The 22,568-nt window shown below is 72.2% G+C and carries 21 protein-coding genes; 20 read left to right on the top strand and 1 reads right to left on the bottom strand.

Features of this window, described 5'->3' with window-relative positions; genetic code table 11:
- The first annotated feature begins 37 nt into the window (after window positions 1–37).
- The 11 genes from rpsM to glmM all read left to right on the top strand — a co-directional run bounded on the left by rpsM (window position 38) and on the right by glmM (window position 10,824).
- Window positions 38–412, top strand: coding sequence for a 30S ribosomal protein S13 (gene rpsM, locus ASG05_RS08260; RefSeq protein ID WP_043593325.1), 375 nt, complete (start codon window positions 38–40; stop codon window positions 410–412).
- A 44-nt stretch (window positions 413–456) separates the two neighbouring features.
- Window positions 457–855, top strand: a complete 399-nt coding sequence (rpsK, locus tag ASG05_RS08255) for a 30S ribosomal protein S11 (protein WP_043593323.1) — start codon at window positions 457–459, stop codon at window positions 853–855.
- A 191-nt stretch (window positions 856–1,046) separates the two neighbouring features.
- Window positions 1,047–2,042 carry a DNA-directed RNA polymerase subunit alpha gene (locus tag ASG05_RS08250; protein ID WP_043593322.1) on the top strand — a complete coding sequence of 332 codons (996 nt, stop codon included), beginning with the start codon at window positions 1,047–1,049 and terminating at the stop codon, window positions 2,040–2,042.
- Window positions 2,043–2,092: 50 nt separating this feature from the next.
- A complete protein-coding gene (rplQ, locus tag ASG05_RS08245; protein ID WP_056259698.1) occupies window positions 2,093–2,644 on the top strand; it encodes a 50S ribosomal protein L17 in 552 nt (183 codons plus the stop codon).
- 161 nt (window positions 2,645–2,805) lie between these two features.
- Window positions 2,806–5,571, top strand: a complete 2,766-nt coding sequence (locus tag ASG05_RS08240; protein WP_082486561.1) for an ExeM/NucH family extracellular endonuclease — start codon at window positions 2,806–2,808, stop codon at window positions 5,569–5,571.
- Between the two features lie 121 nt (window positions 5,572–5,692).
- Window positions 5,693–6,496, top strand: a complete 804-nt coding sequence (locus ASG05_RS08235) for a PIG-L deacetylase family protein (protein ID WP_082486560.1) — start codon at window positions 5,693–5,695, stop codon at window positions 6,494–6,496.
- Window positions 6,489–7,331, top strand: a complete 843-nt coding sequence (locus ASG05_RS08230; RefSeq protein ID WP_056259694.1) for a formyltransferase family protein — start codon at window positions 6,489–6,491, stop codon at window positions 7,329–7,331. The genes ASG05_RS08235 and ASG05_RS08230 overlap by 8 nt, the downstream gene beginning before the upstream one ends.
- A 16-nt stretch (window positions 7,332–7,347) precedes the next feature.
- Window positions 7,348–8,256: a tRNA pseudouridine(38-40) synthase TruA gene (locus ASG05_RS08225; protein WP_056259692.1), complete on the top strand. Its 909-nt coding sequence runs from the start codon at window positions 7,348–7,350 to the stop codon at window positions 8,254–8,256.
- Between the two features lie 212 nt (window positions 8,257–8,468).
- The gene (gene rplM / locus ASG05_RS08220; RefSeq protein ID WP_056259687.1) at window positions 8,469–8,915 is read left to right on the top strand and encodes a 50S ribosomal protein L13; all 447 of its coding nucleotides are present in this window, start codon (window positions 8,469–8,471) and stop codon (window positions 8,913–8,915) included.
- A gap of 32 nt (window positions 8,916–8,947) precedes the next feature.
- The gene (gene rpsI, locus ASG05_RS08215) at window positions 8,948–9,433 is read left to right on the top strand and encodes a 30S ribosomal protein S9 (RefSeq protein ID WP_082059799.1); all 486 of its coding nucleotides are present in this window, start codon (window positions 8,948–8,950) and stop codon (window positions 9,431–9,433) included.
- 29 nt (window positions 9,434–9,462) lie between these two features.
- Window positions 9,463–10,824 carry a phosphoglucosamine mutase gene (glmM, locus tag ASG05_RS08210; RefSeq protein ID WP_056259686.1) on the top strand — a complete coding sequence of 454 codons (1,362 nt, stop codon included), beginning with the start codon at window positions 9,463–9,465 and terminating at the stop codon, window positions 10,822–10,824.
- A 157-nt stretch (window positions 10,825–10,981) separates the two neighbouring features.
- Here glmM and coaA read toward each other — a convergent pair whose 3' ends face one another.
- Window positions 10,982–11,938 carry a type I pantothenate kinase gene (gene coaA, locus ASG05_RS08205; protein ID WP_056259684.1) on the bottom strand — a complete coding sequence of 319 codons (957 nt, stop codon included), beginning with the start codon at window positions 11,936–11,938 and terminating at the stop codon, window positions 10,982–10,984.
- Between the two features lie 83 nt (window positions 11,939–12,021).
- On the opposite strand from coaA, the gene glmS reads away from it, so the two are divergent.
- The 9 genes from glmS to ASG05_RS08160 all read left to right on the top strand — a co-directional run bounded on the left by glmS (window position 12,022) and on the right by ASG05_RS08160 (window position 22,523).
- Window positions 12,022–13,872, top strand: coding sequence for a glutamine--fructose-6-phosphate transaminase (isomerizing) (glmS, locus tag ASG05_RS08200; protein ID WP_056259682.1), 1,851 nt, complete (start codon window positions 12,022–12,024; stop codon window positions 13,870–13,872).
- A gap of 43 nt (window positions 13,873–13,915) precedes the next feature.
- The gene (locus ASG05_RS08195) at window positions 13,916–14,338 is read left to right on the top strand and encodes a holo-ACP synthase (RefSeq protein ID WP_056259680.1); all 423 of its coding nucleotides are present in this window, start codon (window positions 13,916–13,918) and stop codon (window positions 14,336–14,338) included.
- A complete protein-coding gene (alr, locus tag ASG05_RS08190) occupies window positions 14,335–15,426 on the top strand; it encodes an alanine racemase (RefSeq protein ID WP_056259678.1) in 1,092 nt (363 codons plus the stop codon). Before ASG05_RS08195 ends, alr (ASG05_RS08190) begins: the two co-directional genes overlap by 4 nt.
- Window positions 15,423–16,559, top strand: coding sequence for an alanine racemase (gene alr / locus ASG05_RS08185; protein ID WP_056259676.1), 1,137 nt, complete (start codon window positions 15,423–15,425; stop codon window positions 16,557–16,559). The genes alr (ASG05_RS08190) and alr (ASG05_RS08185) overlap by 4 nt, the downstream gene beginning before the upstream one ends.
- A gap of 92 nt (window positions 16,560–16,651) precedes the next feature.
- The gene (gene tsaE, locus ASG05_RS08180; RefSeq protein WP_056260748.1) at window positions 16,652–17,122 is read left to right on the top strand and encodes a tRNA (adenosine(37)-N6)-threonylcarbamoyltransferase complex ATPase subunit type 1 TsaE; all 471 of its coding nucleotides are present in this window, start codon (window positions 16,652–16,654) and stop codon (window positions 17,120–17,122) included.
- 241 nt (window positions 17,123–17,363) lie between these two features.
- A complete protein-coding gene (locus tag ASG05_RS08175) occupies window positions 17,364–18,761 on the top strand; it encodes a polysaccharide biosynthesis tyrosine autokinase (RefSeq protein WP_162240642.1) in 1,398 nt (465 codons plus the stop codon).
- On the top strand, window positions 18,758–19,954 hold the full coding sequence (locus tag ASG05_RS08170) for a glycosyltransferase family 4 protein (protein ID WP_082486558.1): 1,197 nt from the start codon (window positions 18,758–18,760) through the stop codon (window positions 19,952–19,954). Before ASG05_RS08175 ends, ASG05_RS08170 begins: the two co-directional genes overlap by 4 nt.
- Entirely contained in the window at window positions 19,951–21,519 is a 1,569-nt protein-coding gene (locus ASG05_RS08165; protein ID WP_200936790.1) for a lipopolysaccharide biosynthesis protein, read from the top strand. The genes ASG05_RS08170 and ASG05_RS08165 overlap by 4 nt, the downstream gene beginning before the upstream one ends.
- Window positions 21,516–22,523, top strand: coding sequence for a glycosyltransferase family 4 protein (locus tag ASG05_RS08160; protein WP_157490139.1), 1,008 nt, complete (start codon window positions 21,516–21,518; stop codon window positions 22,521–22,523). Before ASG05_RS08165 ends, ASG05_RS08160 begins: the two co-directional genes overlap by 4 nt.
- The last annotated feature ends 45 nt before the right edge of the window (window positions 22,524–22,568 follow it).

Here is a 22,568-nt window from a genome sequence, read left to right as displayed (position 1 = left end):
TGTGACAGACCTCCACCATCTCTGAAAAGAGGCCATCATGGCACGTCTAGCAGGCGTTGACATCCCGCGCGACAAGCGCGTCGAAGTCGCACTGACCTACATCTACGGAGTCGGCCGCACCAGCGCGCTGAAGACTCTCGCCGAGACCGAGATCGACGGGAACATCCGCGTCAAGGACCTCACGGACGACCAGCTCGTCCTGCTCCGCGACTACATCGAGGGCAACTACAAGGTCGAAGGTGACCTCCGCCGCGAGGTGGCCGCCGACATCCGCCGCAAGGTCGAGATCGGCAGCTACGAGGGCATCCGCCACCGCCGCGGCCTGCCCGTCCGCGGCCAGCGCACCAAGACGAACGCTCGTACCCGCAAGGGCCCGAAGCGCACCGTCGCCGGCAAGAAGAAGGCTCGATAGGCCTCGGCTCCCGCCGTACGCCCCTCAAGGTTGTAGGAGAAAAAATGGCAGCACCGAAGACGGCCGCGCGCAAGCCCCGCCGCAAAGAGAAGAAGAACGTCGCCGTGGGCCAGGCCCACATCAAGAGCACGTTCAACAACACGATCGTCTCGATCACCGACCCCTCGGGTGCCGTCCTGAGCTGGGCCTCGTCCGGCGCCGTCGGCTTCAAGGGTTCGCGCAAGTCGACCCCCTTCGCCGCGCAGCTCGCCGCCGAGTCCGCCGCTCGTCAGGCGCAGGAGCACGGCGTCAAGAAGGTCGACGTCTTCGTCAAGGGCCCGGGTTCGGGTCGCGAGACGGCGATCCGCTCGCTCCAGGCCGCCGGCCTCGAGGTGGGCTCGATCAACGACGTCACCCCCCAGGCGCACAACGGCTGCCGCCCGCCGAAGCGTCGTCGCGTCTAACTGAGTCAACGCCCGCCGCACCCGACGTCGGCCCCGTCACCGGGGCCCTCGGGGGCGGCGGGCTCCCCCGCGTCAGCACCGCCTCCCGCGTGTTCGCCCGAGGCGCCCACAACTCAACAGACCCGACGGGCCAGCCACCTGTCGTACCGCCAAGAGTCATATAGCGGACTCTTCGCCGAAAGGAATCCACAGTGCTCATTGCACAGCGCCCCACCCTCACCGAGGAGAACATCTCGGAGTTCCGCTCCCGTTTCGTGATCGAGCCGCTCGAGCCCGGCTTCGGTTACACCCTCGGCAACTCGCTGCGCCGCACGCTTCTCTCGTCGATCCCCGGCGCTGCTGTCACCAGCATCCGCATCGACGGCGTGCTGCACGAGTTCACGACCGTCCCCGGAGTCAAAGAGGACGTCACCGAGGTCATCCTCAACATCAAGCAGCTGGTCGTCGCCAGCGAGCACGACGAGCCCATCACGGCTTACCTGCGCAAGCAGGGTGCCGGCCAGGTCACGGCCGCCGACATCTCGGCTCCGGCCGGCGTCGAGATCCACAACCCCGAGCTGGTCATCGCCACCTTGAACGACAAGGCGAAGTTCGAGCTCGAGCTCACGATCGAGCGTGGCCGCGGCTACGTGTCGGCCGTGCAGAACCGCAGCGAGTTCAGCGAGGCCGGTCAGATCCCGATCGACTCGATCTACTCGCCCGTGCTCAAGGTCACCTACCGCGTCGAGGCGACTCGTGCCGGTGAGCGCACCGACTTCGACCGTCTCGTCGTCGACGTCGAGTCGAAGCCGTCGATCTCGCCGCGTGACGCCATCGCCTCGGCCGGTCGCACGCTCACCGAGCTGTTCGGCCTCGCACGCGAGCTGAACACCGCCGCCGAGGGCATCGAGATCGGCCCCGCGCCGGTCGACGCCGTCCTGTCGAGCGAGCTGCAGACCCCGATCGAGGACCTCGACCTGTCGGTCCGCAGCTACAACTGCCTGAAGCGCGAGGGCATCAACACCGTGTCTGAGCTGGTCGCCCTCTCCGAGACCCAGCTGATGAACATCCGCAACTTCGGTCAGAAGTCGGTGGACGAGGTGAAGGACAAGCTCGTCGAGCTCGGCCTCTCGCTGAAAGACACGGTCCCCGGGTTCGATGGAGCCCACTTCTACAGCGGTTACGACGAAGAAGAGACCACCAACTAGGTCTCTCCGCCCGACGCCCTCCACTCTCGACTCACCTTTAGGAACAGACAATGCCCAAGCCCACCAAGGGACCCCGCCTCGGAGGCGGCCCGGCGCACGAGCGCCTCATGCTGGCCAACCTGGCCGCCTCGCTCTTCGAGCACAAGACGATCAAGACGACCGAGACCAAGGCCAAGCGCCTCCGTCCCGTCGCCGAGCGTCTCGTGACCTTCGCGAAGCGTGGCGACCTGCACTCGCGTCGCCGTGCCATGCAGACCCTCCGCAACAACAAAGAGGCCGCGCACATCCTCTTCACCGAGATCGCGCCCCTCGTCGAGAACCGTGACGGCGGCTACACCCGCATCACGAAGCTCGGCTTCCGCAAGGGCGACAACGCCTCGATGGTGTCGATCGAGCTCGTCCTCGAGCCCGTGACCCCCAAGGTCAAGTCCTCGAAGACCAGCGCCGCCGCGGCCCCGGTCGCCGAGCCCACCGAGGCTCCCGTCGACGAGACCGAGACGGTCGAGGAGTCCGCTCCCGTCGAGCCCGAGACCGAGACGGCTGCCGCCGACGAGGTCGAGGCCGACGCCGCCGCCAAGTCGGACGACGAGGCTGCGAAGTAGTCCCAGCGCCACCGCACGAAGGGCCCGTCACCGCGAGGTGACGGGCCCTTCGCCGTTCCTGCAACAGGTGTCGTTTACCTGGGAGACACACGTCGGAAACCCCCCGGGTGGGTGGGGCACGTAGATTCACAGGGTCCTCTTCCGAACCTCCGAAGGAACCCATGTCATCCCGACCCCGACACACCCCACTGGGCGCCGCTGCCCTCGTGGCCGGCCTCTCGCTGCTGCTCGGCCCCCTGGTGCCGGTCGCCGCCGTCGCCGCTCCGGACGGCTCCGGCGTCGTCATCGCCGAGGCCTACTTCAAGGGCGGCAGTGCGAACGCGCCGTTCAACCGCAAGTTCGTCGAGCTCTACAACCCCAGCTCGGCGTCGGTCTCGCTCGCCGGCTGGTCGCTGCAGTACCGCTCGGCCACGGGCTCCGGGGCCTTCTCGACCTCGGCCCTCGCCGGCACCGTCCCCGCCGAGGGGCACTTCCTGGTGGCGATCCCGGGCAACGGGGCCACGGGTGCCGACCTGCCGGCGCCCGACGCGACCGCGTCGCTCAACCCGAGCGGCACGACCGGCACCGTCGTGTTGTCGGACCAGGCCGAGCCCCTCACGCTCGCCCCCGGGTCGGTCGCGGCCGGCACCGCCGGCGTCGTCGACCTGCTGGGTTACGGAGCCTCGAACACCTTCGAGACGACGGTCGCACCGGTCACGGGTGCCAACGGCGTCCCCAACTCGCTCGCCCGCACGGACGGTGCGGACACCGACGTGAACTCGGCCGACTTCTCGACCCAGACCACCGTCACGCCGCAGAACTCGGGCGGCACGGGCACCGAGCCCGGGCCCGACCCCGAGCCGCAGCCCGAGCCGACCCCCGAGGCCGACGTCACCGTCGCGCAGATCCAGGGCGTCTCCGACACGAGCCCGCTGGCCGGCCGCACGGTCACCACGCGCGGCGTCGTCACGGCGACCTACCCCACCGGTGGCCTGAACGGCTACGTCATCCAGACGCCGGGCACCGGAGGCGCGCTCGACCTGTCGACGCACCTCGCGTCGGACGCGCTGTTCGTGTACTCGGCGAGCACCGCCTCCTCGGTCGCCGTCGGCGACTACGTCGAGGTGGACGGCACCGTCACCGAGTTCTTCGGCCTGACCCAGATCACCGTGACCGGGGCGTCGTCGCTCCGGGCGCTCGACGCGACGGGCGTCGTGGCACCGCAGGCGGCGACCGTCGGCCTGCCGGCCACGGACGCCCAGCGCGAGACGCTCGAGAGCATGCTCGTGCTGCCACAGGGCGAGTTCACCGTCGCGGACACCTACACGACGAACCAGTACGGCGAGGTCAAGCTCGCCTCGGGTGACCGGCCGCTGATCCAGCCGACCGAGGTCGCCCGCCCGGGCAGCGTCGAGTTCGCCGCGGTCGTGGCCGACAACGCCGCTCGCGCCGTCACCCTCGACGACGGGGCGACGACGAACTTCTTCACCGCCGCGAACCAGTCGATCCCCGTGCCCTACCTCTCGAACGAGGACCCCGTCACCGTGGGCGCCTCGGTCGCCTTCACCGTGCCGGTCGTCTTCGACTACCGCAACTCGGCCTGGAAGTACCAGCCGACCGCACGCCTGACCGGCGACACCGCCTACGGCGACCTGCCGGTCACGTTCGAGGACGTCCGCACGGACGCCCCGCTCGAGGTGGGCGGTGACGTGCGGCTCGCCAGCTTCAACGTGCTGAACTACTTCACGACGACGGGCGACTCGCTCGCCGGGTGCACCTACTACACCGACCGCGCGGGAGTGCCCGTGACCGTCGACGGCGGCTGCGACGCCCGCGGTGCGGCGAACGCCGCCAGCCTCGAGCGCCAGCAGGTCAAGATCGTCACCGCAATCAACGCCCTGGGTGCCGACGTCGTCTCGCTCGAGGAGATCGAGAACTCGGCCCGCTTCGGCGAGGACCGCGACTCCGCGCTCGCGACCCTGGTCGGTGCGTTGAACGCCGCAGCGGGTTCCGAGGTCTGGGACTACGCACGCTCCCCGGAGGCGCTGCCCGCCAACGAGGACGTCATCCGTCTCGCCTTCATCTTCAAGAAGGCGGTCGTCGAGCCCGTCGGCGGGTCGACGATCCTCACCGGTTCGGCCGCCTTCAGCAACGCACGCCAGCCGCTCGCCCAGGCCTTCCGGCCCGTCGGGGGAGACGCCGGGTCGACGATCCTCGCGATCGCGAACCACTTCAAGTCGAAGGGCAGCGGTTCGGGCCCGGACGCCGACCTCGGTGACGGTCAGGGCGGCTCGAACGCCTCGCGCGTGAACCAGGCGAACGCCCTGGTCGCGTTCGCCGCCGAGCGCGAGGCCGCCGTGGGCACCGACAAGGTGTTCCTGCTCGGCGACTTCAACGCCTACAGCCAGGAGGACCCCATCGAGGCGCTGCGGGCCGCGGGCTACGTCGACCTCGGCTCGACCGGCACCGACGAGTACAGCTACGTGTTCAGCGGCCTCAGCGGGTCGCTCGACCACGTGCTCGCCTCGCCGGCCGCCGCCGAGGCCGTCACGGGCGTGGACATCTGGAACATCAACGCGGGCGAGTCGGTCGGCCTCGAGTACAGCCGCTTCAACTACAACGTGAAGCAGCTCTACCAGCCCGACCAGTTCCGCTCGAGCGACCACGACCCCGTCGTGGTCGGGGTGTCGCTGCTCGCCGACGAGGTCGACCCGGTGCCGCCGGTGACCGACCCCGGCACGACGCCCGGTGCGGGTGCCGACCCCGCCGTCCCCGGGGTGACCGGCCCCGGTGCGACGGGTCCCGTCTCGGCCGTGCCGACCGCCGACGGTCGACTGGCCTACACGGGCAGCGAGTCCGTGGCGGGCTGGATCGCCCTCGCCCTCGTGTTGATGGCGCTGGGTGGGGCGGTCCTCGGGGGCCGACACCGCGCCTCCCGCAGGGCGTAGTCGCCCAGGCGACGAGGGCGGCGGCGGTCGCGGCACGGGGAACCGTGCCGCGGCCGCCGTCGTGCGTCTCGACCGGTCCCCGACCCGGGGACCGGCAGGAGACATGTGATATTCTTGCTGGATGCTCATCTCCGGACCGGACCGCCCCGTGCTCGTGGTCGTCGCGCATCCCGACGACGAGACCTTGGGGGCGGGGGCGACGATCCACCGGCTGACGCGAGCCGGCGTCCCCGTGACGACCGCGATCCTCGTCGGTGACGCATCCGAACGACACCGTCACCCGGGTCGGGGCGACCTGAGGGACGACACGCTGGCCGCCGCGGCCGTCCTCGGCAGCGAGACGCCGATCTTCGGGGGGTTCCCGAACATCGCGACCAACACGGTGCCGCACCTCGACATGGTCCGCTTCGTCGAGCAGGCGATCGAGAGCACGGGGGCGAGGACCGTCATCACGACCCACCCCGGCGACATCAACGTCGACCACCGGATGGTGTCGGAGGCCGCCCAGGCGGCCGCCCGACGCAATCAGCGCCGCCCCGAGAACGGCTGTGCCATCGACGTCGCCTTCATGGAGGTCCTGTCGTCCACCGAGTGGGCCTACCCGGGTGCCGCGTCCGCGTTCTCGCCGAACACGTGGGTCGAGGTCGGGCCCCGCGACGTCCAGGCCAAGCTCGACGCACTCGCGTGCTACCGCGACGTCATGCGGCCCTTCCCGCATCCGCGGTCGTCCGAGACCCTGCGCGCCTCCCTGGCCGTCGCGGGGTCGGCAGCAGGGGTCCCGGCGGCCGAACGCTTCCAGTCGGTCTTCACGCTCGAGCCGCTCGAGCCGCTCGGGCCCTCCGAGCCCGGCGAGACGCTCGAGCCCTGTGAGCCCCTCGAACCCTCCGAGACCCGCCAGTTCGACCGGGCGGCCTCCCGTGGCTGAGACGACGCCGCGACCCCGCATCGGCTTCGTCACGTGCGTGCAGGTGGGGCGCAGCGTCCTCGAGGCGCTGCTCGAGATGGGCGCGACCGTCGACGTGCTCGTCACCCTGCCGAACGACAGGGCCGCGACGAAGGCGGGGCGGGTCCGGGTCGACGACATCGCTCGCCGACACGGCATCGACCTCGTCGCCGTGCCGCACGTCGACGACGCGGCGGAGGCGTTGCGGGCCGCCGACCTCGACTGGCTCTTCGTCATCGGCTGGTCCCAGATCGCCGGCCCCGAGGTCCTCGCCGCCGCGCGTCACGGTGCCGTGGGCATGCACCCGACCCTCCTGCCGGTCGGCCGGGGCAACGCGGCCGTGCCCTGGGCCATCGTCGAGGGCCTGCCCGAGACGGGGGTGACGGCCTTCCTGCTCGAGTCGGGCGTCGACACCGGGCCGGTGCTCGGGGCCGAGACCATCCGCGTCGACGCGCGCGAGACGGCGACGACGCTCTACGCCAAGGTCGACGCCGCCCACGTCCGACTGATCCGCGCCCTCTGGCCCGCGATGCGGGACGGCACCGCGGTCGCTCGCCCGCAGGACGAGTCGCAGGCGACGACCTGGGCGCGGCGGACGCCCGCCGACGGGCTCTTCGACCCCGCCGTCGACACCGTCGAGCACGTCGACCGCCTGGTCCGGGCGACCACGCGTCCCTACCCCGGCGCCTTCTACCTGGCCGCCGGGGGCGAGCCGGTCACGGTGTGGCGGGGCGAGCCCGGGCGTCGTCCCGACGGGGTCGTCCTGCACTGCGTCGACGGCGACTACACGGTGCTCGAGGCCGAGTCCCGGCAGTGAGCGTCGCTCTCGTAGCATGGGTGGCGTGACGATCGACGACCCGGCCCTGACGCGCCTCCGGCTCGGGGTCGCCTACGACGGCACCGACTTCTCGGGCTGGAGCGAACAGCCCGGCCGCCGCACCGTGCAGGGCGAGATCGAGGCCGCGCTGCAGACGCTGTTCCGCCGCCTCGGCGACGTGCCGACCGTCACGGTGGCGGGCCGCACGGACGCCGGCGTGCACGCGCGGGGCCAGGTGGTGCACCTCGACCTGACCGACGCCCAGATCGCCCAGCTGCAGAGGCCGCACCGGGGCATGCGCGACCAGTCGCCGCTCGACGCCCCGACCGTGCTCGCCCGGCGGCTCAACGGGCTCGCGGGTGCGTCCGACGAGATCGTGATCTCGGGTGCGCGGGTCGCGCCTCCCGGTTTCCACGCCCGGTTCGGCGCGCTCTGGCGCCGTTACGAGTACCGCATCGCCGACCGCGGGGCGGAACGCGACCCGACCCGACGCGGCCACACCCTCTGGTACGACCAGCGTCTCGACCTCGACCTGATGAACGCCACGGCCGCCGGCCTCGTCGGGTTGCACGACTGGGCCGCGTACTGCCGGCACCGCGAGTACGCGACCACGATCCGCGAGCTGCAGCACTTCTCGTGGCGGCGCGAGGCCGACGGCGTGCTCGTGGCGTCGGTGCAGGCCGACGCCTTCTGCCACAACCTCGTGCGCAACCTGGTCGGCGCCTGCGTCGCCGTCGGCGAAGGAGCCATGGAGGCGCACCGCGCCGAGGGCGTGCGTCGTGAGGCCCAGCGCAACGGCGAGTTCAGGGTGGTGCCCGCCCACGGCCTCACGATGGTCGAGGTCGGCTACCCGCCCGACGACGAGATGGCCGCTCGCGTCGCCCTGACGCAGGTGAAGCGGTCGCACGACCAACTGGGGGAGTGACCGCCCGGGCCGGTGGCGGCCCGGTGGCGGGCCGAGCGTCGGTTGACCGGCTCGTCGGCGTCGGGTAACGTGAACCCTTGGTGTCTGCGCAACTGCGCGCTTTCGCCCGAAGTTGAGCCCTCCACCTGACTCGTTCTCATCGCCTCTGCGGTGACAACGGCAACGGAGCGGGATTCACGAACCTCTCACCTCGACCAGGAAGCAGCACTACTGTGACGCGCACTTTCTCCCCCAAGCCGGCTGACGTCCAGCCGAACTGGCTGATCATCGACGCCGACGACGTCGTGCTCGGCCGCCTCGCGAGCCACGTGGCAGCCCTGCTGCGCGGCAAGCACAAGCCGACCTTCGCCCCCCACATGGACATGGGCGACTTCGTCATCGTCATCAACGCCGACAAGGTGGCCCTCACCGGCTCCAAGCTGGCCGAGAAGCTCTACTACCGTCACTCGGGCTACCCGGGCGGCATCACGGCCACCACGTACTCCGAGATGGTCGAGAAGCACCCCACCCGTGCGGTCGAGAAGGCCATCCGTGGCATGCTGCCGAAGAACTCGCTGGGCCGTGCCCAGATCAAGAAGCTGAAGGTGTACGCGGGTGCCGAGCACCCCCACGCTGCTCAGCAGCCCACGGTTTACACCCTCGACCAGGTCGCCCAGTAGCGTCCGCCTTCAGACTTAAGGACCCCCACACAGTGGCTCAGATCGCAGATTCCATCGACCAGGCTCCCGAGAGCTTCACCACCGAGAGCTCGGCCCCCGAGGCCGCCGCGACGCCCCGCCCCGTGCTGAGCGTCGGCGGTTCCGCCGTCGGTCGTCGCAAGGAGGCCATCGCTCGTGCGCGCCTCACGCCCGGCTCCGGCACGATCGTCGTGAACGGTCGCACCCTCGAGGACTACTTCCCCAACAAGCTGCACCAGCAGCTGATCAACGACCCGTTCAAGGTCCTCGACCTGCTCGGCTCGTACGACGTGGCCGTCAAGGTCACCGGTGGCGGCCCCTCGGGCCAGGCCGGTGCACTCCGTCTCGCCATCGCCCGTGCGCTGAACGAGATCGACCGCGAGAACAACCGCGCCACCCTCAAGAAGGCCGGCTTCCTCACCCGCGACGCCCGCGTCATCGAGCGCAAGAAGGCCGGTCTCAAGAAGGCCCGCAAGGCCTCGCAGTTCTCGAAGCGCTAACCAGCACCACACACGAGGCAGGTCTCGCGATGACGCGTTTGTTCGGTACCGACGGTGTCAGAGGCCTCGCCAACCGTGAGTTGACCGCCGCGCTCGCCCTGGGGCTCTCCCAGGCGAGCGCGGTGGTGCTCACGAAGGGGCATCACGCCGATGCCCGTCGCGCCGAAGGGCGGCGACCCGTCGCCGTCGTGGCGCGCGACCCCCGCATCTCGGGCGAGTTCCTCACCGCGGCCGTGTGTGCCGGGTTGGCCAGCTCGGGCGTCGACGTGCTCGACGCCGGGGTCATCCCGACGCCCGCCGCGGCGTTCCTGGTCGACGACATCGGTGCCGACTTCGGCGTCATGATCAGCGCCTCGCACAACCCGGCCCCCGACAACGGCATCAAGTTCTTCGCCTTCGGCGGGACGAAGCTGCCCGACGAGGTCGAGGACCGCATCGAAGCGGCCATGGCCGACCCGCAGCTCATGCCCATCGGCGGCGACGTCGGTCGCATCCGTCGGTTCGCCGACGCCGAGGACCGCTACGTCCTGCACCTGCTCGGTGCCCTGCCCAACCGGCTCGACGGCATCCACGTCGTGCTCGACTGCGCGCACGGCGCGGCCGCGGCCGTGTCGCCCGAGGTGTTCACCGACGCCGGCGCCACCGTCACGCTGATCGGCGCCGACCCCGACGGCGTGAACATCAACGACGGCGTGGGGTCGACCCACCTCGACAACCTGGCGAAGGCCGTCCTCGAGCACGGAGCCGACGTCGGCATCGCGCACGACGGCGACGCCGACCGCTGCCTCGCCGTCGACGCCACGGGCGCCGTGGTCGACGGCGACCAGATCATGGCCATCCTCGCCGTGGCCCAGAAAGGGCGAGGCGCGCTCGTCGACGACACGCTCGTGGCCACCGTCATGAGCAACCTCGGCCTCATCCGGGCGATGGCCGAGCACGGCATCACGGTCCGCCAGACCAAGGTCGGCGACCGCTACGTGCTCGAGGACATGAACGAGCACGGCTTCACCCTCGGCGGCGAACAGTCCGGCCACATCGTCTTCGCCGACTACGCCACCACCGGCGACGGCATCCTCACCGGGCTCTCGCTCGTCGCCCGCATGGCCGCGACCGGCAAGGGCCTGGCCGAGCTCGCCTCGGTCATGACGGTGTTCCCGCAGATCATGATCAACGTGCGCGACGTCGACCGGTCACGCGCCGCCTCCGACGAGGGCGTGGCCGAGGCCGTCCGACGCTTCGAGGCCGAACTCGGCGACTCGGGCCGCGTGCTGCTGCGCCCCTCGGGCACCGAGCCCGTCGTCCGCGTCATGGTCGAGGCCGCCGACCAGGCGACCGCCGACCGCGTGGCGCACGCCCTGGCCGACGTCGTCCGCGAGCGACTCGCGCTCTGAGCGTCTGAGCGTCCGGGCGTCTGAGTCTTCGAGTCTCTGAGCCGCTGCCTCCGGGCGGACGGGGCGCGACGCGAGGGCGACGTGACCCGCGCCTCTCGACGTGACCCGCGCCTCCTGACCCGACCCGCGCCTCCTGGCCTCGGCCGGAGGCGCCGGGTCAGATCTTGCGCAGAAGGACCGAGCTGACCTTGTGGTCGGCGGCCTTGCGCAGCACGAGCGTGGCACGCGAGCGCGTCGGCAGCACGTTCTCGACCAGGTTGGGCTCGTTGACCGACTTCCAGATGCCCGAGGCGAACGACCGGGCCTCGGCTTCGTCCATGTCGGCGAAGCGGTGGAAGAACGAGCGCTCTTGTGTGAAGGCGCCCTTCTGCAGCGCCAGGAACCGCTCGACGAACCAGCTCTCGATGTCGGAGGTGCGGGCGTCGACGTAGACGGTGAAGTCGAACAGGTCGCTGAGGGCGAGGCGCCCGGCCACCGCGGGCTGCAGCACGTTCAGCCCCTCGACGATGAGGATGTCGGGCCGGCGGACCACGACCTCGGCACTCGGCATGATGTCGTAGCTCGTGTGCGAGTAGAAGGGTGCGCGCACCTCTTCGGCCCCGCTCTTGACCTGCGACACGAAGCGCAGCAGGTGCCGGCGGTCGTACGACTCGGGGAACCCCTTGCGGCTCATGATGCCGCGACGCTCGAGTTCGGCGTTCGGGTAGAGGAACCCGTCGGTGGTCACCAGCTCGACCCGCGGGGTGTCGTCCCACCGGCTCAGCAGCTCACGGAGGAGGCGCGCGACGGTGGACTTGCCGACCGCCACCGACCCGGCGACCCCGATCACGAACGGCGTGCGCTGCGCCCGTTCGCCGAGGAAGTCGCTGGTCGCCCGGTGCAGGTTGCGCGCGCCCGCGGCGTAGAGGTTGAGCAGGCGGCTGAGGGGGACGTAGACGTCCTGCACCTCGCGCATGTCGAGCCGGTCGCCGAGCCCACGCAGCTGGACGATCTCGGTCTCGGTCAGCGGCAGGCGGGTGGTGGGCGCGAGATCGGCCCAGGCGTCGCGCCCGATCTCGACGAAGGGGCTCGCGTGCACGGTGGAGGGCGCGGTCGTCGGGGTGGCTTCGGCCATGCGGACGAGGCTACCGGCTCGGGGTGGTGACGCGTCGGCACGGCCCGCCGGGCTCACGGACGACAGCCTCTAAGATCGAGCCCATGTGTGGAATCGTGGGATACGTCGGAACGGGTGACAAGAGCATCGAGGTGCTGCTGGGCGGCCTCAAGCGACTCGAGTACCGCGGGTACGACTCGGCCGGCGTCGCCGTCATCGACGCGGCGGGGAGCCTGGGCACCCGCAAGAAGGCCGGCAAGCTGCGGATGCTGGTCGACGACCTCGAGGCGACGCCCCTGACCGACGGCACGACCGGCATCGGCCACACCCGCTGGGCGACGCACGGCGGCCCGACGGACGCGAACGCGCACCCCCACCTCGCCGACGGCGGCAAGCTGGCCCTCATCCACAACGGCATCATCGAGAACTTCTCCGAGCTCAAGGCCGAGCTGCTCGCCGAGGGCGTCGAGTTCCTCAGCGAGACCGACTCCGAGGTCGCCGCCCACCTCGTCGCCCGGGCCTACCGTGCCACGGGTGACCTGACCGAGGCCCTGCGCACGGTCGTCAACACCCTCGACGGCGCCTTCACGCTGCTCGTCGTGCACGCGGACCAGCCCGGCGTCGTCGTCGGCGCCCGCCGCAACTCGCCCCTGGTGATCGGCCTGGGCGACGGCGAGAACTTCCTCGGCAGCGACGTCGCGGCCTTCGTGGCCCACACCCGCCGGGCCATGTCGATCGGTCAGGACCAGCTGGTGACGATCCGACCGGATTCGGTCGAGGTCGTCGACTTCACCGGTGCCTCCGTCGAGACGACCGAGTTCGAGGTCGACTGGGACGCCTCGGCGGCCGAGAAGGGCGGCTGGTCCAGCTTCATGGCCAAAGAGATCAGCGAAGAACCCGAGGCCGTCGCCAAGACGTTGCTCGGCCGCACCACCGACGGGGCGGTCACGCTGACCGAGCTCGACGGCGTGCGCGATCGCCTGCTGACCGTCGACCGCGTCATCGTGATCGCCTGCGGCACGGCCGCGTACGCCGGCATCCTCGGCAAGTACGCCATCGAGCAGTGGGCCCGCGTCCCCGTCGAGGTCGAGCTGGCCCACGAGTTCCGGTACCGCGACCCGGTGCTCGACGAGAAGACCCTCGTCGTGTCGATCAGCCAGTCGGGCGAGACGATGGACACCCTGATGGCCGTCAAGTACGCCCGAGAGCGGGGCGCCCAGGTGCTGTCGATCTGCAACACGCAGGGGTCGACCATCCCGCGTGAGTCCGACGCCGTCCTGTACACGCACGCCGGCCCCGAGGTCGCCGTGGCCTCCACCAAGGCCTTCGTCGCCCAGGGCACCGCGCTGTTCCTGCTCGGCCTGCACCTGGCGACGCTGCGCGGGACGCTGAGCGCCGACGAGGTCGCCGAGCAGGTCGCCGACCTGCTCGAGATCCCCGGCAAGATCGAGCAGGTCCTCGAGTCCTCCGAACGCATCAAGACCCTCGCGGGCTGGATGGCCGACACCCGGTCGGTGCTGTTCCTCGGCCGTCACGTCGGCTACCCCATCGCCCTCGAGGGCGCCCTCAAGCTGAAGGAGCTCGCGTACATCCACGCCGAGGGCTTCGCGGCGGGCGAGCTCAAGCACGGTCCCATCGCGCTGATCGAGCCCGGCCAGATCGTCTTCGTCATCGTGCCGAGCCCCCGCGACCCGCGATCGCTGCACCCCAAGGTCGTCTCGAACATCCAAGAGATCCGCGCCCGCGGTGCCCGCGTCATCGCGATCGCCGAAGAGGGCGACGCCGCGGTGTTGCCGTTCGCCGACGAGGTGCTGCACATCCCCCTGGCCGCGCCGCTCTTCGAGCCGCTGCTGTCGGTCGTGCCCCTGCACGTCTTCGGCATGGAGCTCGCGGCGGCCAAGGGCCTCGACGTCGACCAGCCGCGCAACCTGGCCAAGTCGGTCACCGTCGAGTAGCCAGAGCCGTGCACCCGCGACAGCGCAGCGAGCGGACGCCGACGTGATCGTCGGCATCGGCGTCGACGTCGTCGACCTCGAGCGCTTCGGCCGCACGCTCGACCGCACGCCGGCGCTCGCCGCGCGGCTGTTCCGCGAGGGCGAACTCGTGCTGCGGGACGGCAGCCCCCGGGGCCGCCCCTCGCTCGCGGCGCGGTTCGCCGCCAAGGAGGCGCTCATCAAGTCCCTGGGCGGCTCCACCGGGGTCAGCTGGCACGACGTCGTCGTCGTCTCGGACGACGAGGGCGCGCCGTCGCTCGTGCTCGGCGGGGGAGCACGTGCGCTGGCCGACTCGCGGGGCGTCTCGCGCCTCCACCTCTCGCTCAGCCACGACGGCGGCGTCGCCGTGGCGTACGTGGTCGCCGAGGGCGTCGACCTCCCGCCCGGCCGCCTCGGCGGTCCGCACCACGAAGGGGCAGACCGATGACGCACGACGTCACCATCACCGTCGACACCACGGCCCTGCGCCACAACGTCCGGGTGCTGCGCGAGGCCGTCGCGCCCGCGGCCGTCATGGCGGTGGTCAAGGCGAACGCCTACGGGCACGGAGCCGTCGAGTGCGCACGCGTCTTCGTCGAGGCGGGCGTCGACTGGCTCGGCGTGGCCGACCTGGCCGAGGCGGTGGCCCTGCGCCGGGCCGGGGTCGAGGCCCCGGTGCTCGCCTGGCTGCACGCGCCCGGCGAGGACTTCGTCGAGGCCGCGGCGCTCGGCGTCACCCCGGCGGTGTCGAGCGTCGACCAGCTCGAGGCGGCCGTGGCGGCCGGCGTCCGCGCCGTGCACCTCGCGATCGACACGGGGCTCAGCCGCAACGGCGCCGTCGAGTCCGAGTGGCCCGAGCTCTTCGACCGGGCCGCCCGGCACTCCGCCACGGTACCGGTGGAGGGCCTGATGACCCACGTGTCGAACACCTCGGCCGAAGAGGACGGCCTGCAGACGGCCCGGTTCGCCCAGGCCTCGCAGATGCTCGACGAACGAGGGGTCCGACCCCCGCTGCTGCACGTCGCCGCCTCGGCGGCCGCGCTCGACTACGCGGGGTCGCGCGCGACCATGGTGCGCCTCGGCCTCGCGAGCTACGGTCTGAGCCCTTACCCCGACCGCACCTCGGCCGACCTCGGCCTGCGTCCGGCCATGACGGTCACGGCACCGGTGACCACCGTCAAGCGCATCCCGGCCGGCGAGGGCGTGTCGTACGGCTACCTCTTCCGCCCCGAACGCGACACGTCGATCGCGATCGTCCCGGTCGGGTACGCGGACGGCATCGACCGGGCCGCGAGCGAGCGGGCGTCCGTCACGATCGGTCGCCGCACCTACCGGGTCCGCGGTCGGATCGCGATGAACGCCCTCGTGATCGACGTGGGCGACGACCCGGTCGAGGTCGGCGACGAGGTCGTCCTGTTCGGCGACCCGGCGCTCGGGCGCCGATCCGCGGCCGACTGGGCCGAGGCGATCGACGGCATCACCTACGAGGTCGTCGCCTGCCTCGCCGCCGGCCTGGACCGGAGGTACACCGCATGACCGCCGCGACGCCGCTGCGCCGGGCGACCGTCGACCTCGCCGCGTACCGGGCGAACCTCGAGTCGCTGATCGCCCGCCTCGACCCGGTCGAGATCCTCGCCATCGTGAAGGCCGACGCCTACTCGCACGGGGCGGACGTGCTCGTGCCCGAGGCGGTCGCGGCCGGCATCCGCTGGTTCGGCACCGTCGAGTTGGCACCGGCCCTGCGCTTGCGACGCCTGGGCATCGGAGACGGGGCGTCGTTCTTCGCCTGGCAGCTCAGCCCGTCCGACGACCTCGAGGCCGCCGTCGACCTGGGCGTCGACCTCGGCGTCTCGACCCACGACCAGCTCGAGGCCGTCGCCGACGCCGCGCGGTCCCGCGACGGCGTCGCCCTCGTGCACCTGACCATCGACACGGGGCTGCACCGTGAGGGCTGCCTGCCCTCGGACTGGGCGGGCTTCGTCACCCGGGCGGTCGCCCTCCGCGACGAGGGCGTCGTCCGGCTGCGCGGCATCTTCTCGCACGTCAGCGAGACGAGCGAAGCCGACGACCAGGCCGCCGCGCGCGTGTTCGAGCGTGCCGTCGCCGACGCCGAGGCGCTCGGGGCGACGGTCGAGAAGCGTCACATGTCGTCGAGCTCGGCCGCGCTCGAGCACCCCGAGAGGCGCTTCGACATGGTCCGCATGGGGTCGAACGGCCTGGGCATCCCCGTCACCGAGGGCGTGACCGCCGCCGACCGGGGGTTGCGCCCGGTGATGACCCTCTCGGCCTCGGTCGTGAAGGTCAAGCGGATCGCCGCGGGCACCGGGGTGTCGTACGACCACACCTTCCGCGCACCGACCGACACGACGCTCGCGCTCGTGCCCCTGGGGTACGCCGACTGCGTGAGCCGCCGGGCCCAGGGCGCCGTCCACGTCGTCGTGGCCGGCGCACCCCGCCCGATCGTGGGGCGGGTCGCGATGGACCAGTTCTTGGTCGACATGGGCGACGACCCGGTCGAGGTCGGCGACGAGGCCGTGCTCTTCGGCCCGGGCGACCGGGGCGAGATGACCATCGGCGAGTGGGCCGACGCGACCGGCACCATCCCCGAAGAGGTGGCCTGCCGCATCGGTGCGCGGGTGCCGCGCGTCTACGTCGGCGGACGCCCGTGACGACGCCGGGCGAGACGGGCGACCCGGCCGAGACGGGCGCATCGGGCGAGACGGGTGCACCGGCCGAGCTGGCCGTCGTCGACGCCGACGCCATGGAGGCGCTGGGTCGCGAGCTCTCCGCCCTGCTGCGGGCGGGCGACCTGCTGGTGCTGACCGGCCCGCTCGGTGCCGGCAAGACGACCCTGACCCGGGGCCTCGGTGCCGGCCTCGAGGTGCGCGGCCAGGTCGCGAGCCCGACGTTCGTCCTGGCCAGGACGCACCCGACCGCGTCCGGCGTCCCGCTCGTGCACGTCGACGCGTACCGGTTGTCGTCCGAGGCCGAGCTGGACGACCTCGACCTCGACTACGAGGGCTCGATCGTCGTCGTCGAGTGGGGCGCCGGCCTGCTCGACGGGGCGTCCGACTCGTGGCTCGACGTCGTGATCGACCGCCCGACGGGTGCCCGGGCGGACGAGGCACCGGGCGATCCGGCCGACCTCGCCGATCCGCCCGACGAGCCCCGGCGCGTGGCGATCACCCCGCACGGCCCGCGCTGGGCCGGCGTCGCCCTGCCGACCGGCTGAACGCGGCCCGCCCCCGGGCACCGGGTCGGGCTCCACCCGTCACGACGGTGACGAGCGGCGACGGGCGTCGGCAGGCGGCGACGGGCGGCGACGGGCGGCGAGGAGCGGAGACGGGCGAGAGCGGGTGAGAGCGGGTGATCGCGGGCCCGAGCACGACGGCGCACCCCCGGCCGGGGGTCGTGGCCCCGCACGCGCTGCGGGTATGCTCGCCAGGTTCGGCAACTCAACCCGGGAGTGTCAGTTGGATCCTCAGCACTACTGGCGCGCGCTCGTGAAGAGCTGGCCCGTCATCGTCGTCCTCGCGCTGCTGGGCGGTGCGGCCGGCTACGGCTACGCCCAGACGCGTCCCGACAGCTTCCAGGCCACGAGCAGCGTCTTCGTGTCGGCGGCCGAGGGTTCCGATCCGAACGAGCTGCTGCAGGGGTCGTCGTACACCCAGAACCTCGTGCAGAGCTACACCCGGCTGGCCACCTCGTCGATCGTCCTCGATCCCGTCGTCTCGGACCTCGGCCTCGACGTGACGGCCGTGCAGCTGGCCCGTCAGATCACCGCCGAGAACCCGCTCAACACCGTCATCGTCGACGTCACGGTGGTCGACGGCGACCGTCAGCGCGCAGCGGACATCGCCAACGCCGTGACCCGGTCGCTCAGCGCCGAGGCCCGGTCGCTGTCGCCCGAGAGCGCGGCCGGCCTGTCGACCGTCAGCCTCGCCCCCATCGCCGAGGCCACCCCGCCGAACTCGGCGGTCGGCCCGAACCGGCGCCTCATCGCCCTGACGGGTCTCGCGCTCGGTCTCGCGCTCGGCGTCGTCCTCGCCCTCGTCCGGTCGGTCGTCGACACGCGTCTGCGCAGCACAGCCGACGTCGACGAGCTGCGCCTCGCCCCGGTGCTCGGCACGGTGGGCCGCCGCCGGCGCGGCAGCCTCGCGTTCGCCGACGAGCCCCAGGGGGCCACGGCGGACGACTTCCGGCGCATCCGGGCGCAACTGCAGTTCTCGGACGTCGACTCCGTCGCCCGCACCATCGCCGTGTCGTCGATCAGCGCGGACGACCGCGAGACCCGCGCGGCCGTGACCCTCGACCTCGCGCTCGCCTACGCCGAACGCGGGCAGTCCGTCCTCGTCGTCGACGCGGACCTGCGCGGCGGCGGACTCGCCGACCTCGCGGCCGTGTCGGACGAGGTCGGCCTGACCGACGTCGTCGTGGGTCGCGTCGAGTTCGAGGACGCCGTCACCCCGTGGCGCGACCGGGTCGACGTCATCGCCACGGGCGAGGTGCCCCCGAACCCGAGCCCGTTGCTCAGCTCGAAGTCGATGGCGCTCTTCGTCGAGTCCGCGCGCGAACGCTACGACGTCGTCGTGGTCGCCGCCCCCGGCGTGCTCACCTCGTCCGACGCCCTCGAGCTCGGACGACTGACCGACGGCGTCGTGCTCGTCGCCACCATGGGGCACTCGTCCCGCGGCCAGCTCCTCCAGGCGGTTCGGGCGCTCACCGGCGTCCAGGTGCCCGTCATCGGCGTCATCCTCGACGGCGTCACCGAGGGCGGGCACCGTTCGGGTGCCCAGCGCTCGGTCGGCACGTCGACCAAGTCCGTCACCTCCGGGCGCCCGGCCGTCCGTCGGGGCATCGACGCACCGTGACCCCGCCCCGGTCGTCCCGACGGCGTGCCCCGCGCCTCCCGGCCGTCCGGTTGTACGAGTCGCTGCGGACCGCCCACCTCGAACGCGCCCACGAGCTCGCCCCGGCGAGCATCGTCTACCGGGTCACGCGCTACGACTTCGACGCCGCGCTCGCCGAGGGGCTCGACCTCGTGCCGGCCGGCCCGGTTCGTGCGGCGTGGCTCGTGGCCCGCTCCGAGGTCGAGACCCTCGAGGTCAACGAGCCGCTGATGACCTCGAGCCTGCCCGCCACGGCCCTCGTGCTGGCCGCCCTCGCGGTGCGACGCCGGCTCACGGGGCGTCCGACGACCGTCGTGAGCTACCTGATCGGCAACGCCGACCCGTTCACCGTGGCGACCGCGCCGCGGCTGCGCACCCGGCTCCGCCGGCGGGGCGAACGCGTGCTCGCGCGGGCGGTCTGGCGTCGACTCGACCGGGTGGTCTACGGGACGGACGCGGCGCGCGAGACGTACACGCGCCTCCTCGGGGGCCCTCGGTCCGGCGCGGCCGTGACCACGGTGCCCGCGCTGCCCACCCGACACCCCCAGGCCCGGGGCGGCGGCGTTCGACCGCCCGCGGTCACCTTCCTCGGGTCGTTCGTCGAGCGCAAGGGGCTGCGCGTGCTCGCGGCGGCGTGGCCGCTCGTCGTCGCGGCCCGCCCCGACGCGACGCTGGCCCTGCTCGGCAAGGGCGCCCTCGAGCAGGAGGCGCGGGCCCTGTCGGTCGCGCAGCCCTCGGTCACCGTCGAGGTCGACCCGCCGCGCCGGCGCATCCACTCGGTGCTCGACGACTCGCGCGTGCTCGTGCTCTGGTCGCAACCCAGCCCGACCTGGCGCGAGCAGGTGGGGCTGCCGATCGTCGAGGGGCTGTCGCACGGCTGCACCGTGGTGACGACGACCGAGACGGGGCTCGCCGACTGGCTGACCCGTCACGGCCACGTCGTCGCCGCCGACGCCGCCTCGCCCGAGGTGCTCGCCGCCGCGATCGTCGAGGCGCTCGACGCCGCCCGGCCGGCCGACGAGGTGTTGGCCGACCTGCCGGCGCGTGACGGACGGCTCGAGGCGGACGACCGCCTGTTCGGCCGTGACGGCGAGGCGTCCGCGCCCGCGTCCGCACCCGGTGCCACGGCCGACGGCGCCGGCACGGGCGGTCCGCGCGACGGGGCGCGCTCGTGACCCGGGCGGCCACGGGCTCGGCGGGTCGGCCGAAGCGGGGCGGTGCGATGGCCGCCGTCGGCTCGACCGCCGCCATGAAGGTGGTCGTGATGGGCCTGTCGGGCGTGCTCGGCATCATCACGAGCCGCATGATCATCCAGAACTTCGGCACCGACGCCTACGCGCAGTACGGCCTGCTCTCCACCTTCCCGACCCTGCTGCCGTTCGCCGACCTCGGCATCGCCGCGATCGTGATCAACGCCGTGGCCGGCTCGTCGTCGGTCCGCACCGACGACTTCGTCAAGCGGTCGATCGTCACCGCGTTCCGGGTGCTGCTCGTGTCGGGCGGCATCATGGTCGCGGTCGCCCTGATCATCACCCTCGCCGGCTGGTGGCCCGTGCTGCTCGGCGAGGGGTTGCTGCCCGACGGCGGCTCGCTCGCGGCCGGGCTCTGCCTCGCGGTGTTCGGCCTGGTGATCCCGCTGACGGTGGGCCAGCGCATCCTCGTGGGCCTCAAGAAGACGAGCACGCAGGTCGCCAGCCAGGCGGTCGTGGCACCGTTCATGCTGCTCGCCATCGGCTCGGCCGTCATGTTCAGCGTGCCGGTCGGCAGCTACCTCGCCGTCATCTCGTACGTCGCGAACAGCCTCGTGTCGGTGATCTGCCTCATCGTGGCTGCCCGGGCACTGTCGCCGCAGATCGGCTCGGCCGTGAAGCTCGTGCCGCGCGTCCGCAGCTACCGCGGCGTGCCGGCGCTCGGCCTCGCCTGGCCGATGCTCGTGCAGATGATCGCCCTGCCGGTCGCGATGCAGACCGGCCGCCTGCTGCTCAGCCACCTGGCCGGGCCGGACGAGCTCGCCCAGTACAACCTCGCCTCGCAGCTCTTCGGCATCGTGCTGCAGACCGTGGCCGCGGCGGGCATCGCCCTCTGGCCGGTCTACGCGGCGGCACGCTCCGCCGGGCGGGTCGAGTCGCCGACCGTGCCGACGCTCTGGTTCTTGCTCGGCGGCCTCGTGCTCGGCACGGGGCTCGCCGTGCTCAGCCCGTTCCTGGCCCGCTTCGTGTCGGGCGGTGCGATCACCCTCGACGGCTGGATGCTCGTCGGCTTCGTCGTGTTCGTCGGCCTTCAGGCGGCGAAGTACCCGGTCGGCATGTACATGACCGACAAGACCGGACTGGTCTTCCAGGTGCTGCCGATCGTGCTGATGGTGCCGCTCAACCTCGGGCTCTCGTGGTGGTTCATCGGGCTCGTCGGCGCGGCGGGCCCGGTGCTCGGGTCGGCGATCTCGGTGGCCGTCTGTCAGCTCGTGCCGAACCTCTGGTACGTGTCGCGCGACCTCGGACGGCGCCGGGCCGAGGCGGCCTCGGGTGCCGCGGTCGACCAGTCGGCCGCCGGCGACGGCGGTGACGGAGCCGCGGCAGCCGCCGGCCTGGACGTCGACGAGCAGCGCGGCGACGAGACGGCGACCGACCAGGCGATCGCCGAGCGGGCGGTGGCGGAGCGAGCCGCCGACGAGCGCGCCGGTGCCGACCACCGTGCCGGTGACGACCACCGTGCCGGCGACGACGAGAAGGAGGCGCGGTGATCGAGGTCCTCTTCGCCCACGAACGCGACGTGGCCGGCTGGGCCGCCGACCACGCGGCCGGACGGCGCCCCGGCCTCTGGCCGTACGGCCTCGAGGCGCTGCGCGACACGGACCAGGAGGCGCGCATCGCCTCGGTGCCCGAACCCGGCCGCCTGCAGGTGCTGAGGGACCGCGTGGTGCCGCGCCGCGCCTCCTCGTCCGGGGTGCCGTCCGACGACGTCGGGGTGACCTGGGACGAGAACGTGGCACGGCGGATGCTGTTGACGCGGCCGCACGAGCGGATGTACACCGGGGTGATCTGGGTCACCGACCGGGTCGACCGCGGGCAGGACGTCGGACGCATGCGCGACGTGCTGCGCCGGATGAGCGGGCTCTGGGTGATCAGCCGGGGTCAGGTCGAGCCGCTGCGACGGTTCGTCGGCGAGGACGGTCCGCCGGTCGGGTTCTTCACCTTCGGGGTCGACGAGCAGTTCTTCGCGGCACGACCGTGGCCCGAGCGCCCCCTGGTGCTGAGCATCGGCGGCGACCGAGACCGCGACCCGGCGACGCTCTTCGCGGCGCTGCGGCAGGTTCACGCCGAGCGTCCGGACGTCGAGCTGGTCGTGCAGACGACGAGCGACGCGGAGCCCCCGGAGGGCGTGACCGTGGTGCCCCACGTGTCGCACCGCGAGCTGGCCGAGCTGTACGCCCGGGCGTCGGTCGTGGCCGTGGCGACGCGCGACAACCTGCACGCGTCGGGCATGACGGTCAGCCTCGAGGCGATGGCCACGGGTCGGCCCGTCGTGATGACGAGCACCCCGGGCATCGAGGACTACGTCGTGCACGAGCGCACCGGGCTGCTGGCGCCGGTGGGGGACCCGTCGGCGCTCGCCGGGCACGTGCTGCGGCTGCTCGGCGACGAGGCCGAGGCGCGCGCGTTCGGCGCGGCGGGGCGGGCCCTCGTCGAGGAGCGCCTGACGACGCGGCACCTGGCGGCGTCGCTGGCGGAGTTCGTCGGCGGCTGAGCCCGACAGGGCTGAGCACGCCAGCCAGTTCCCTATCCGGGCGCG

Origin of the sequence: Frigoribacterium sp. Leaf186, assembly GCF_001423905.1 — a bacterium.
Lineage (GTDB): Bacteria > Actinomycetota > Actinomycetes > Actinomycetales > Microbacteriaceae > Frigoribacterium.
Note: the sequence above shows the minus strand (reverse complement) of the source record. Positions and strands in the feature narration are given on the sequence as shown.

Bases quoted from the DNA above. Each gene is read 5' to 3' on its own strand.
- rpsM (WP_043593325.1), top strand. From the start codon at position 38: ATGGCACGTCTAGCAGGCGTTGACATCCCGCGCGACAAGCGCGTCGAA.
- ASG05_RS08235 (WP_082486560.1), top strand. From the start codon at position 5,693: ATGCTCATCTCCGGACCGGACCGCCCCGTGCTCGTGGTCGTCGCGCAT.
- ASG05_RS08240 (WP_082486561.1), top strand. From the start codon at position 2,806: ATGTCATCCCGACCCCGACACACCCCACTGGGCGCCGCTGCCCTCGTG.
- alr (WP_056259678.1), top strand. From the start codon at position 14,335: ATGACGCACGACGTCACCATCACCGTCGACACCACGGCCCTGCGCCAC.
- glmS (WP_056259682.1), top strand. From the start codon at position 12,022: ATGTGTGGAATCGTGGGATACGTCGGAACGGGTGACAAGAGCATCGAG.
- alr (WP_056259676.1), top strand. From the start codon at position 15,423: ATGACCGCCGCGACGCCGCTGCGCCGGGCGACCGTCGACCTCGCCGCG.
- rpsK (WP_043593323.1), top strand. From the start codon at position 457: ATGGCAGCACCGAAGACGGCCGCGCGCAAGCCCCGCCGCAAAGAGAAG.
- glmM (WP_056259686.1), top strand. From the start codon at position 9,463: ATGACGCGTTTGTTCGGTACCGACGGTGTCAGAGGCCTCGCCAACCGT.
- tsaE (WP_056260748.1), top strand. From the start codon at position 16,652: ATGGAGGCGCTGGGTCGCGAGCTCTCCGCCCTGCTGCGGGCGGGCGAC.
- coaA (WP_056259684.1), bottom strand. From the start codon at position 11,938: ATGGCCGAAGCCACCCCGACGACCGCGCCCTCCACCGTGCACGCGAGC.
- ASG05_RS08225 (WP_056259692.1), top strand. From the start codon at position 7,348: ATGGGTGGCGTGACGATCGACGACCCGGCCCTGACGCGCCTCCGGCTC.
- rplQ (WP_056259698.1), top strand. From the start codon at position 2,093: ATGCCCAAGCCCACCAAGGGACCCCGCCTCGGAGGCGGCCCGGCGCAC.